The sequence below is a fragment of the Streptomyces sp. TOM-9 genome, assembly GCF_056858595.1.
Genome location: NZ_JBXEQB010000001.1, coordinates 6,960,893 through 6,973,801, shown reverse-complemented (window position 1 = coordinate 6,973,801; position 12,909 = coordinate 6,960,893). Strand labels below are relative to the sequence as shown.

The following is a 12,909-nucleotide window of genomic DNA, read 5'->3' as shown; positions in this document are numbered from 1 at the left end:
CATGTGTGGCATCGCAGGCACGTACCGATGGCCGGACGGGAAGGCCGTGGCCGACCGGCTCACCGACACCCTCGCCCACCGCGGTCCGGACGGCGCGGGCCGGTACGGCCATCCCGTCGGTGACGGCGAAGTGCACCTCGGGCACCGCCGGCTGGCCATCATCGACCTGTCCGAGACCGGCGCCCAGCCGATGGTCTCGGACGGCCTGGTCCTGACGTACAACGGCGAGCTGTACAACGCGCCCGAGCTGCGTGCCGAACTGGCCTCCGCCGGGGTGCGCTTCCGCGGTACCTCCGACACCGAGGTCCTGCTGGAGGCCTGGCGGCGCTGGGGCACGGACTGCCTGCCCCGGCTGCGCGGCATGTTCGCGTTCGGGATCTTCGACGAGCGAACCGGTGAACTGGTGCTCGCCCGCGACCAGCTCGGCATCAAGCCGCTGTTCCTGCTCCGGCGCGGCGAGGGTCTGGTGTTCGCCTCCGAGCTCAAGGCGCTCGCCGCCGTGACCGGCGGGTCGCTGCAGGTGGACCCTGCGGCGCTGGTGGCCTCGCTGCTGTACTACTGGGTGCCGGACTCGCGGTGCGCGTTCCGCGAAGCGGAGAAGCTGCCGCCGGGGACCTGGCTGCGGTGCCGGCCCGACGGCCGCGTGGAGCGCGGCCGGTTCTGGAACCTCAAGGACGTCGCCGCCGAGGGACGGGAGCGGGCCCTCAGCGGCGAGCAGCCGGACATCGCCGCCGTCGTCGAGGAGTCGACCCGGCGCCACCTGCTCTCCGACGTACCCGTGGCGACCTTCCTGTCCGGCGGGCTGGACTCGAGCTACCTGACCGCGCTGGCCGCCCGCGACCGCCCCGGGATCTCCGCTTACACGATCGGGTTCCGCGCCGAGGACGCCAAGTTCGAGGCGATGCCGGACGACCTGCGCTACGCCCGGCAGGTGGCCGAGCGGTTCGGCGTCGACCTGCACGAGATCGAGATCGCTCCGAACGTGCTCGACCTGCTGCCGCGGATGACCCACCACCTGGACGAGCCGATCGGCGACCCCGCCGCCATCAACACGTTCCTGATCTGCTCGGCCGCCCGGGAGGCCGGGGTCAAGGTGATGCTCTCGGGGATGGGCGCCGACGAGCTGTTCGCCGGTTACCGCAAGCACCTGGCCAACACGATCGCGCTGCGCTATCAGCGCATCCCGCGGTCCGTGCGGCGCGGCCTGTCCGCGGCCGTGGACCGGCTGCCGGTCGCAACGGCCCGCCGGGGGTACCGGTCGGTGCGCTTCGCGAAGCGGTTCCTGTCCTTCGCCGATCTGCCGGAGGAGACCGCGTTCCGGCGCAGCTACACCATGTACGACCAGGACGAGCTGCTCGCCCTGGTCGATCCGGACCTGGCCGGGTCGGTCGATGACGTGCTGACCGAGCACGCGGACGTCTACCAGGACAACGACCTGGACGACTTCGTCAACCGCATGTGCCTGGGCGACGCCCGGATGTTCCTGCCGGGCCTGAACCTCACCTACACGGACCGGTCGAGCATGGCCGCGTCGACCGAGGTGCGGGTGCCGTACGTGGACGTCGAGGTGGTCAGGGCGGCGTTCGCCGTGCCCGGCGACCGCAAGATCGTCGGACGGCAGGGCAAGGCCGTCCTCAAGGAGGCGGCCACCTCGATCCTGCCCCGGGAGATCGTGTACCGGCCCAAGGGCCTGTTCAGCGCCCCGCTGCGAGCATGGATGAGCCGGGACCTGGCACCGCTGGTGCGCGAGGTGGTGAACGACGGCGTGCTCGTCACTTCCGGGTTCCTGCGCCGCGACGCGCTGGCCCGCATGGTCGCCGAGGACGCCGCCGGACAGCGGGACTTCTCCAAGCATCTGTGGCATGTACTGACCCTCGAGTACTGGTACCGCGACGCGACCTCCGGGTCCGGCCAGGACTCTCGCTCGGCGGCGTAGAAGACGGCGTAGAAACAAGGGGACTTCGGGTGAAGCAGGTTGTGCAGAACTACAAGAGCGGCGAGCTGGCGGTGCTCGACGTGCCCGAGCCGGGGTGCAAGCCGGGCGGTGTGCTGGTCAGGACCGCCTACTCGCTGATCTCCACCGGGACCGAGCTCATGAAGGTGTCCGAGGCGGGCATGTCGATGCTGGGCAAGGCCCGCTCGCGGCCGGACCAGGTGGCCAAGGTCATGCAGAGCGTGGCCACCAACGGGGTGCCCGCCACCTACCGCAAGGTGATGGGGAAGCTGGACTCCTACACCCCGCTGGGCTACTCGCTGTGCGGGGTGGTCGAGCAGGTCGGCAGCGGGATCGACGACGTGAAGGTCGGCGACCTCGTGGCCTGCGCCGGCAACGAGCACGCGCTGCACGCCGAGCTGAACTGGGTTCCCAAGAACCTCTACACCCCGGTGCCGGACGGCCTCGCGCCGCGGCACGCGGCCTTCGGCACCGTCGGGTCGATCGCGATGCAGGGTGTCCGCCAAGGCGAGCCGCAGCTCGGCGAGGTGGCGCTGGTCATCGGCCTCGGGCTGATCGGGCAGCTGGTGGTGCAGCTCCTGACCGCCGCGGGGGTGCGCGTCGTCGGGGTCGACCCCGACCCGGTGCGCTGCGAGCTCGCCGAGCGCCTGGGCGCCGCGGCCTGCGGCGATCCCTCGTCCGCGGCCGTGGAAGCCGCCGTCGCCGAACTCACCGGCGGTCACGGCGTGGACCAGGTGTACCTGGCCGCCGGCGGCGGCAGCAACCAGCCCGTCGAGCTGGCCGCGCGGCTGAGCCGGGACCGCGGCCGGGTCGTCGACATCGGCAAATGCCGTCTGGACCTGCCGTGGAACGCGTACTACGAGAAGGAGCTCGACGTCCGGTTCTCCCGCTCCTACGGCCCCGGGCGCTACGACCCGGAGTACGAGCTCGAGGGACGGGACTACCCGATCGGCTACGTGCGCTGGACCGAGCGGCGCAACCTGGCGTGCTTCCTCGATCTCCTCGCCCGCGGCAGCGTTGACGTGGAGCCCCTGGTCTCCCACGTCGCCGACTTCGACGACGCCGTCGAGACGTACCGGAGCCTGAAGGACGGCGACCTGAAGGCCGTGGCCGTGCTGTTCCGCTACCCCGACCACGCGGGAGAGGTGCAGGCCCCGGCGGTGGCCGTGCCCGCGGTGCGACGTGACGCAGGGGTCCCCGCCCCGGCCCGGTCCGCCAAGACGCCGGTGCGGCTCGCGTTCGTCGGCGCGGGGAACTACGCGACGTCGATGCTGCTGCCGCACCTGGCGCAGCGCGACGGCGTCGAGCTGTCCACGGTCGTCACCACGACGGCGCTGTCCGCGGCCAACGCGCAGCGGAAGTTCGGCTTCGCGCAGGCCACCACCGATCTCGACGCCGTGCTCGGCGACACCTCCATCGACGCGGTGTTCGTCGTCACCCGGCACAGCTCGCACGCCGAGCTGACCCGAAGGGCGCTGCTGGCCGGCAAGACGGTGTTCGTGGAGAAGCCGTTGGCACTCACCGAGGACGAGCTGGCGGACGTGCTCGCGGCGGTCGAGGAATCCGGCAACGACCGGCTGCAGGTGGGCTTCAACCGCCGGTTCGCGCCGCTGCTGCAGGACGCCAAGAAGCGGTTCGGCGCCCGGACCGGTCCGGCGAGCCTGCGCTACCTGGTCAACGCGGGCCGGCTGCAGCACGGGAGCTGGTACCTCCAGCAGGGCACCGAGGGCTCGCGCTTCGCCGGCGAGGGCGGGCACTTCATCGACACGGCGAGCTGGCTGCTCGACGCCGACCCGGTGTCGGTGTACGCGGTCGCCACGTCCGGCAACGAGGACCTGCAGGTCGTGCTGCACTACCCGGACGGGTCCACCGCCACCATCAGCTACGTCACCACCGGCGCGCCCAGCTTCCCCAAGGAGACGCTGGACCTCGTCGCGGACGGCAGGGTGCTGCGGCTCGACGACTTCGTCCGTGCCTCGGTCTACGGCCGCAAGCGGTGGGTCAGTTCGCGGCTGCCCAAGGCCCGGGACAAGGGCCAGTCCGCCGAGCTGGCCGCGTTCGTCAAGGCCGTGCGGACCGGCGGACCGATGCCGGTGCCGCTGGAGTCGCTGGTCGCCACCACGGCGGCCACCCTCGCCGTGCAGGCCGGCCTGGCCGGCGGCGTGCCGGTGACGTTGGCGAGGGCCCGATGACCATGACCGCGGGCTGGTACCTGCGGCGGCTGTCCCGGATGGGACCGCGTGAGGTCGGCGGCCGGGTGGGCGACGCGGTGCGCAGGCGGCGGTGGCGGTCGGCGCTGCCCGACGGCCCGGGCGTGAGCGGCGCCCGGTTCACCGCGGTCCTGCCCGCCGGGACGATCGCCGCGGTGCCACCGGACGCGGCGAAACGTCTCATCGCCCAGGCGGACCGGCTGATGGACGGGCACGCCGAGTTCTTCGGGGTGGAACGCGACGACCTCGCCGACCCGGACTGGTGGTACGACCCGAAGACCGGGCGCCGGGCCCCGGCGGGTTACGCCTTCGACGTGCCGTACCGGAACGAGGACGCGGTCGGGGACATCAAGCAGATCTGGGAGCCGTCCCGGCACCAGTACCTGACCGTGCTCGCCGTCGCCTACGCGATCACCGGGAACGACCGGTACGCCGAGCGCGTGGCCGAGCACCTGCGGTCGTGGTGGGCGGCCAACCCGCCGCTGCGCTCGGTGCACTGGATCAGCGGCATCGAGCTGGGCATCCGGCTGCTGTCCTGGGTGTGGATCCGCCGGCTGCTCGACGGCTGGCCGGGCGCGGCCGGGCTGTTCGAGGACAACCCGGTGGCGCTCCGGCAGATCTGGCACCACCAGCGCTGGCTGGCCGCCTTCCCCAGCCGGGGGTCCTCCGCGAACAACCACGTCGTCGCCGAGGCCGCCGGGCAGTTCGCCGCGGCCTGCGCGTTCGGGTGGTTCCCCGCCTCGGCGCGCTGGCGGGCCGGCGCGGTGCGGTCGCTGGAACGGCACCTGCGGAGCAACACCTTCGAGTCCGGCCTCAACCGCGAGCTGGCCACCGAGTACCACGGACTCGTGCTGGAACTCGGCCTGGCCGCGGTGGCCGAGGCGGACGCCGCCGGCGTGCCGGTCCCCGCGTCGATCCGGCTGGTGCTGCTGCGGATGACCGACGCGCTCGCGGCCGTCGTGGACAGCCGGCTGCGGCCGCCGCGTCAGGGGGACGCGGACGACGGGCACGGTCTGGTCGTGGACGGCGCGGGCACCGACCGCTGGGCCTCGCTGCTGGCGACCGGGGAGGCCGTGTTCGGCCGGCTCGCCTGGTGGCCCGCGGTGACCGGCGCCGACGTACGCACCCCGCTGCTGGCCGCGCTCATCCGGCCCGGCGCACCGGCCGCGGCCCGCCCGGCAAGCCGACCGGACCACCTCGCCGACGCGGGACTCACGATCCTGCGCGGTCCTGGGGAGATCTGGTGCCGCTGCGACGGCGGTCCGCACGGCTTCCTGTCCATCGCCGCGCACGCCCACGCGGACGCGCTGTCCGTCGAGGTCCGGCACGACGGGGTCGACGTGCTCGCCGACCCCGGGACGTTCTGCTACCACGGGCAGCCCGAGTGGCGGCGGTACTTCCGGTCGACCCTCGGCCACAACACCCTGCAGCTGGACGGCGGCGACCAGTCCGTCTCCGGCGGCCCGTTCCTGTGGACCCGGCACGCCCGCAGCCGCGTCCTGGTCGCGGACACGTCCGGCGCCTCGGAAGGGGGGACGGTGCGCTGGTGCGCGGAGCACGACGGTTACCAGCGCTCCGTGCACCGCCGCCGGGTGGAGCTGACCGCCGCGAGCCGGGAGCTGCGGGTGGTCGACGAGGTGCGCGGCCCGCGCCGGGCCGTGCAGCTGGCGTTCCACCTCGGCCCGGCGATCGCCGCGGACCTGGTGGGGAACCGGGCGGTGCTCACCTGGACCCGGGACGGCGAGGACCGCTCCGCGGTGCTCGACCTGCCCGGGCAGTTGCGCTGGCAGGCGCATCGTGGCGAGAGCGACCCGCCGCTGGGCTGGTACTCCGCCGGCTTCGGGCGCAAGGAACCCGCCACGACGCTGGTCGGCACCGGGTTCGCCGACGGCACGGCGATGTCAGGGGAGTTCACCACCCTACTCAGGTTCCGCGGCTAGGGGGACGCGTGGGATTCAAGTGGAGGCACGGGGCGTGGCCGGCGGCACCGCTGGCACTGGCCCTGCTGGCGGCGACCGCCTGTACGAGCACGCCGGACGACGCCCGGGCGGAGCCGACGCGTGCGCCCTCCACGTCCGGAGCGCCCTCCACGTCCGTGGCCCGGGTGTGCGCCAAGCCCGCGGCCGGGCCGGCGGAAGCGCCGACGGGCGCGGTGACGGTCGACCCCGGGGTGGTCGGCGACCTGGCCGAGAAGACCGAGAACAGCCCTCCGGGCACCACGTTCTGGCTTCGGCCGGGCACGCACACGCTCGACAAGGGCCGCTACGCCCAGGTCATCGCCAAGAAGGGGAACCGCTACCTCGGCGCGCCGGGCGCGGTGCTCGACGGCCGGAAGACCAACAACTACGCGTTCAGCGGCACTGCCCCCGACGTCACCATCAGCCATCTGACCGTGCAGCGTTTCGTCGCGCCGCACGACGAAGGCGTGGTCAACCACGACATGGCCGACGGGTGGGTGATCGAGCACACGACGATCCAGAACAACTCCGGCGCCGGGCTGATGGCCGGTGCCCGCCAACAGGTCCGGGCCAATTGCCTGCGCGACAACGGGCAATACGGAATGAACGCGTACAAGACCGGTGACACCATCCGCGACCTGGTGGTCGAGGGCAACGAGATCGTGGGCAACAACACCGACGACTGGGAGAAGCAGCGGCCAGGCTGCGGCTGCACCGGTGGCATCAAGTTCTGGGCCGTCAACGGCGCCGACGTCCGCGGCAACTGGGTGCACGACAACCGCGGCGCCGGGTTGTGGGCGGACAACAACAACAACGACTTCCGTATCGAGAACAACGTGCTCGAGGCCAACGACGGTGCCGCGCTGATCTACGAGACCAGCTACAACGCGGTCATCCGGAACAACACGATCCGGCGGAACAACTGGGTCGAGGGCCGCACATCCGCTGAAGCCGGCGACAGCTTCCCGTTCGCGACCATCTACCTGTCCGAGTCCGGCGGCGAGCCACGGGTCCGGGCCCGCACGGACAAGATCGAAATCTATCGGAACGTACTGACGGACAACTGGTCCGGGATCACCCTGTGGGAGAACGCCGACCGGTTCTGCAACAGCCCGGCCAACACCTCGGCCGGTGAATGCACCTTGCTGGTGCCGGACATCGCCCGCTGCGCGCAGCCGGCGATCGCCACCGCACCGCTCTACGACGACTGCCGGTGGAAGACCCAGCGGGTGGACATCCACGACAACCGCTTCATGCTGGACGCGGCCGTCGTCGGGTGCACGGTGCAGTGCGGCCGCATGGCGGTGCTGTCCAACTACGGCACCTATCCGGACTGGTCGCCGTACCAGGGCGAACGGGTGGCCGAGGCGATCACCGACAAGCAGCACAACCGCTGGCACGACAACGTCTACGTCGGGCCGTGGAGCTTCGTCGCCCACGACCCGAGCCGGACGCTCGACGTCTTGCAGTGGCAGGGCACGCCGTACCGGCAGGACACGGGCAGCACCTTCCGCCCACGGGCCGGTGGTTGAGATGGGCGGGGACATGACACCCGGTGGGCCGCGGGGCGGACCGGCCGCGGCGGGCACGTGGCCCGGCGCCGAACCGCGCCCTGCCGGCACGCCGAAGACCGTCGGGGTGGTCTGGGGGCTGCTGGTCCTCAACACGCTCGGCTCCGCCGGGGCGAAGACCATCATCCCGCTGCCCCGCTCCCTCATCCAGATGGCCACCATGGGTGCGCTGGTCGCCGCGTTCGCGCTGGCGCTCACGCTCAATCTCCGGCTGCGCATCCGGCCCAGCGCCTTCCTGCTCCTGCTCACCCTGCTGCTGGTGCCGAGCGTGATCTCCAGCGCGGACCTGGAGTCAGGGTTCGGCGCGCTGTTCCGCTGCGCCCGGTTCGCACTGTTCGTCGGCACACTGTGGCTGCTCAGCCGCTGGTGGGACGGCGGCCTGACGTTCGTCCGGTACCACATCCGGATGTACTTCGCGGTGCTCGCGTTGGTGATGGCCGGCCTGGTCATCTCACCGGGAGCGGCCATGCCCGAGCTCTACGGCGAGCGACTGGTCGGCGCGTTGTGGCCGCTCACCCCGCCGCAGATCGGACAGTACGCCGCGGTGATCATCGGGCTCACCGTGCTGCTCCTGCTGGGCCGCCGGACCGACAGGGCGGGCGCGGCGATGATCATCGTGCCGTCCCTCGTCCTGCTCGCGTTGACCCATACGCGGACGGCCACGGTCGGCCTGCTCCTCGGGTTGGCGTTGGCGATCGGCTCGCTCGTCCTGACCAGCGCCGCCGCCCGCCGGTTCTTCGCCTGGGCGGTGCTGTGCGCCACCGTGGCCGCGGTGGGGTTCGCCTCCGCGCTACAGGCGTGGTTCCTGCGCGGACAGAGCCAGGAGAACTTCACCAGTCTCACCGGTCGGGCCAAGGTCTGGGACGCCCTGCTGGCAGCGCCCCGGACGACCGCGGAGAAGTTGTTCGGCATGGGTCTGGGCGACAAGTCGTTCGGCGGGCTGCCGATCGACAACAGCTGGCTGGCCGTTTACAACGAGCAGGGTCTGATCGGCGTCACCCTCGTGGCGGCGTTCATCCTCGTGCTGGGCGGTGTCGCGTTGCTGCGGCCACCGTCGCTGCCGAGGGCCTGCGCGATCTTCCTGATCAGCTACGTCGCGATCTCGTCGTACACCGAGGCCGGGCTGGGCGACGCCTCACCGTACCTGCTGCATCTGGCCCTGGCCGCCTCGCTGCTGGCGGCACCTGCCGCGGCCACGCCCCTGACGACGCCCGCTGTCCCCCGGCGACGTATCCCTCGCTGGGCCCGGGATCGGGAGGTGACCTGACCATGCACGTCCTCGTGGTGCACAACCGCTACTCCTCGGCGCAGCCGAGCGGGGAGAACAGGGTCGTCGATGAGGAGGTGGGGCTGCTGCGCGAAGCCGGCCACCGGGTCGAGGTGTTCGAGCGCCGCAGCGACGACATCGCCACCCGGTCCCTGCTGGGCAAGGTCGCGGTGCCGCTGCTGGTGCCATGGAATCCGGCGGTCCGCGCGGAGCTCGCCGGCCGGCTTCGCACCGAGCGGCCGGACGTGGTGCACGTCCACAACGTCTTCCCGCTCCTGTCGCCCGCGGTGCTGGCCGCCTGCGCCGACGCCGGCGTGCCCGTCGTCGCCACGCTGCACAACTACACCCAGGTCTGCCCGCCCGGCACGCTGCAGCGGGACGGCCGGCTGTGCACCGAGTGCGTCGGGTCGGCGGCGCCGCTGCCCGCCGTCCGGCACGGCTGCTACCGGAACTCCCGGCTGGCGACGGTGCCGCTCGCGGTCAGCCTGTCGGTCAACCGGCGCCGGTGGTGGTCCGGCGTGGACCGGTTCTTCTGCATCTCCGCGGCCCAGCGCGACGTCCTGGTGCGGTCCGGCATGCCGCCCGAGCGGCTGGCGGTGAAGCACAACTTCGTGCCCGACCCGGGCGCCTGCCGGGCCGGCGTCGGCGAGCAACTGCTCTTTCTCGGCCGGCTCGCGGAGAGCAAGGGCGTGCACCTGCTCATGGCCGCGTGGGACGAGATCGCAGCGAGCGGCGGTGTGGGCGTGCCGCTCGTGATCGCCGGCGCGGGGCCGCTGGAGCGGGACGTGACCACCTGGGCGGCGGGCCGGGACGACGTGCGGTACGTCGGCCTGCTTGACCCGGCAGAGTGCCGGCAGCTCGTCGCGCGGTCGGTCGCCGTGGTGGCTCCCTCGATGGCCCTGGAGACGTTCGGCCTGGTGGTCGCGGAAGCCATGGCGGCGGGGGTCCCGGCCGTCGCGGCCGGTCACGGCGCCTTCGTCGAACTCGTCGAGGACGGGGTGACCGGGCTGCTGCACCAGCCGGGCGAGGCCGCCTCGCTCGCGTCGTGCCTGCGCCGGATCACGGCCGATCCGGCCGGCAACCGGGAGATGGGCCAGGCGGCCCGGCGCCGTTACGAGCAGGGTTTCAGTCCGGCCGTCGGGCTGGAGCGTCTGGTGGAGGGGTACCGGGCCGCGATCGCGGCTCGGTCCGGCGGCGGGGACAGCGCGCCGCCGGCAGGAACGGAAACGCTGGCTCGCGGTGGGGACACCCGCGCGGGCAGGGATGGGGGCAGTAGATGACACGATGCCGACTCTGCGGCTCGACGGCGCTGGCGAGCGTCGTCGACCTGGGGGCGACCCCGCCGTGCGAGAGCTTCCTCGCCGCGGACCAACTCGACCGACCGGAACCGGCGTACCCGCTGCACCTGCGGGTCTGCACCGACTGCTGGCTCGCCCAGATCCCGCCGCTGATCACGCCGGAGGAGACGTTCAAGGAGTACGCGTACTTCTCCTCCTACTCCACCTCCTGGGTGGAGCACGCGCGCACGTTCGTCGCCGGTGCCGTGAAGCGGCTGGGTCTGGGCCCCGAAGCCTTCGTGGTCGAGGTCGCGAGCAACGACGGGTACCTGCTGAAGCACGTGGTGGACCGGGGGATCCGCTGCCTCGGCATCGAGCCGTCGGTGAACGTCGGCGGCGCGGCGCGGGACGCGGGCGTACCCACGCTCACGGAGTTCCTGAGCCCGGAGACCGGCGCGGCCGTCCGCGCGGAGCACGGCCCGGCGGACCTGGTCGTGGCCAACAACGTGTACGCGCACATCCCCGACGTCGTCGGGTTCACCCAGGGGCTGCGCGCCCTGGTCGCCGACGACGGCTGGGTCTCCATCGAGGTGCAGCACCTGCTGACGCTGATCGAGGAGAACCAGTACGACACGATCTACCACGAGCACTTCCAGTACTACACGGTCGCGTCCGCGATCCGGGCGCTGGCCAGCGGCGGACTCACGCTCGTGGACGTCGAGCTGCTGCCCACGCACGGCGGCTCGATCCGGCTGTGGGCCCGGCCGTCCGAGGTGGCCGGCGAGCCGACGCAGCGGGTGGCCGACGTGCTGGCCCAGGAGAAGGCCGCCGGGCTGCAGGAGCTGTCGGGGTACACCGAGTTCTCCGCCCGGGTGGCCAAGGTGCGCCGGGACCTCCTGCGGTTCCTCGTCGAGGCGGCCGAACGCGGCGAGACGGTCGTCGGCTACGGCGCCCCGGGCAAGGGCAACACGCTGCTCAACCACTGCGGCATCCGGCCCGACCTGCTCGCCTACACGGTCGACCGCAACCCCTACAAGCACGGCAGGTTCACCCCGGGCACCCGCATCCCGATCCTGCCGCCCGAGCAGATAGCCGCCGACAAACCCGACTGGGTCCTCGTCCTCCCGTGGAACCTGCGGGCCGAGCTGGTCGAGCAGCTGTCCTTCGTGCACGACTGGGGCGGCCGCCTTGTCTTTCCCATCCCGGAACTGAGCATTGTCGAGGTCGAGTCATGAAGGTCGTCCTGTTCTGCGGCGGTTACGGGATGCGGATGCGCAACGGCGTCTCCGACGACGTGCCCAAGCCGATGGCGATGGTCGGCCCGCGTCCGCTGATCTGGCACGTCATGCGCTACTACGCGCACTTCGGGCACAAGGAGTTCATCCTGTGCCTCGGGTACGGGGCGCACCACATCAAGAACTTCTTCCTCAACTACGAGGAGACGACGTCCAACGACTTCGTGCTGCGGGGCGGCAGGACCGAGCTGCTGTCCACCGACATCGCCGACTGGACGATCACGTTCGCGCAGACCGGCATCGAGTCCCCGATCGGGGAGCGGCTGCGCCGGGTGCGGCACCACCTGGACGGTGACGAGATGTTCCTCGCCAACTACGCCGACGTGCTCACCGACGCCCCGCTGCCGGAGATGATCGACCGGTTCGCCGCGCGCGACGCAGGGGCGTCGATGATGGTGGTGCCACCCCAGTCCTCCTTCCACTGCGTGGAGTTGGGCGAGGACGGCCTGGTGGGGGGCATCACCGCGGTGAGCGACCTGCCGATGTGGGAGAACGGCGGCTACTTCGTGCTCCGGCAAGAGGTCTTCGACCACATACCGGAGAACGGGGACCTGGTCGCCGACGGATGCGCCCAACTGGCCAAGCGCGGCCGGCTGGTGGCACACCGGCACCGCGGCTTCTGGAAGCCGACCGACACCGTGAAGGAGCGGGCCGCGCTCGACGACGCCTACGCCAGGGGCGACCGCCCGTGGGCCGTGTGGGAACAGGGCGCCGGAATGAGGACCGCATGATCCGGCTCAGCGCCGGGCACCCGGACCGGATCGTCGCGGTGGGCGCGCACTGCGACGACATCGCCATCGGCGCCGGCGGCACGCTGCTGACCCTGTGCCGCGCGCGGCCGGGCATCCGCGTCGACGCGCTGGTGCTCTCCGGCGGCGGCAGCGAGCGGGAGCAGGAGGAGCAGGCCGCGCTCGCCGCCTTCTGCCCCGGTGCCGACCTGCGGCTGACCGTGCTCAAGCTGCCGGACGGCCGGCTGCCCGCGCACTGGGAGGAGGCCAAGGCCGCGGTCGAGGAGCTGCGCGAGCGGACCGAGCCGGATCTGATCCTCGCGCCGCGTACCGATGACGCGCACCAGGACCACCGCGGCCTGGCGCAGTTGCTGCCCACCGCGTTCCGCGACCACCTCGTGCTCGGCTACGAGATCGTCAAGTGGGACGGCGACCTCGGCCGGCCGTCGGCGTACCAGCCGCTGTCGCCGGAGACCGCCGAGCAGAAGGTGCGGCTGCTGCAGGAGCACTACCCCTCGCAGCGGCACCGGCCCTGGTACGACCGGGAAGCCTTCCTCGGCCTTGCGCGGATCCGCGGCATCGAATGCCACGCGCGCTACGCCGAGGCGTTCGCCGTCACCAAACTCACTCTCGACCTGGGGGAATGAAC

Annotated in this window: 9 protein-coding genes; all 9 read left to right on the top strand. The window is 72.0% G+C overall.

What is annotated here, in order from left to right; genetic code table 11:
• Position 1: 1 nt before the first annotated feature.
• From asnB to AC1VWI_RS32365, 9 genes are read left to right on the top strand one after another with little or no spacing between them, the layout of a single operon-like run.
• The gene (gene asnB / locus AC1VWI_RS32405; protein WP_499514539.1) at positions 2-1,936 is read left to right on the top strand and encodes an asparagine synthase (glutamine-hydrolyzing); all 1,935 of its coding nucleotides are present in this window, start codon (positions 2-4) and stop codon (positions 1,934-1,936) included.
• Between the two features lie 29 nt (positions 1,937-1,965).
• The gene (locus tag AC1VWI_RS32400; RefSeq protein ID WP_499514538.1) at positions 1,966-4,146 is read left to right on the top strand and encodes a bi-domain-containing oxidoreductase; all 2,181 of its coding nucleotides are present in this window, start codon (positions 1,966-1,968) and stop codon (positions 4,144-4,146) included.
• A complete protein-coding gene (locus tag AC1VWI_RS32395) occupies positions 4,143-6,104 on the top strand; it encodes an alginate lyase family protein (RefSeq protein WP_499514537.1) in 1,962 nt (653 codons plus the stop codon). The genes AC1VWI_RS32400 and AC1VWI_RS32395 overlap by 4 nt, the downstream gene beginning before the upstream one ends.
• A gap of 8 nt (positions 6,105-6,112) precedes the next feature.
• Positions 6,113-7,654 carry a right-handed parallel beta-helix repeat-containing protein gene (locus AC1VWI_RS32390; RefSeq protein ID WP_499514536.1) on the top strand — a complete coding sequence of 514 codons (1,542 nt, stop codon included), beginning with the start codon at positions 6,113-6,115 and terminating at the stop codon, positions 7,652-7,654.
• A 1-nt stretch (position 7,655) separates the two neighbouring features.
• Complete coding sequence (locus AC1VWI_RS32385) at positions 7,656-8,960, top strand: O-antigen ligase family protein (protein WP_499514535.1); 1,305 nt, start codon at positions 7,656-7,658, stop codon at positions 8,958-8,960.
• A gap of 2 nt (positions 8,961-8,962) precedes the next feature.
• Entirely contained in the window at positions 8,963-10,240 is a 1,278-nt protein-coding gene (locus AC1VWI_RS32380; protein WP_499514534.1) for a glycosyltransferase, read from the top strand.
• Positions 10,237-11,472: a class I SAM-dependent methyltransferase gene (locus AC1VWI_RS32375; RefSeq protein ID WP_499514533.1), complete on the top strand. Its 1,236-nt coding sequence runs from the start codon at positions 10,237-10,239 to the stop codon at positions 11,470-11,472. The genes AC1VWI_RS32380 and AC1VWI_RS32375 overlap by 4 nt, the downstream gene beginning before the upstream one ends.
• Positions 11,469-12,263, top strand: a complete 795-nt coding sequence (locus AC1VWI_RS32370; RefSeq protein ID WP_499514532.1) for a sugar phosphate nucleotidyltransferase — start codon at positions 11,469-11,471, stop codon at positions 12,261-12,263. Before AC1VWI_RS32375 ends, AC1VWI_RS32370 begins: the two co-directional genes overlap by 4 nt.
• A complete protein-coding gene (locus AC1VWI_RS32365; RefSeq protein WP_499514531.1) occupies positions 12,260-12,907 on the top strand; it encodes a PIG-L deacetylase family protein in 648 nt (215 codons plus the stop codon). The genes AC1VWI_RS32370 and AC1VWI_RS32365 overlap by 4 nt, the downstream gene beginning before the upstream one ends.
• Positions 12,908-12,909 lie beyond the last annotated feature (2 nt).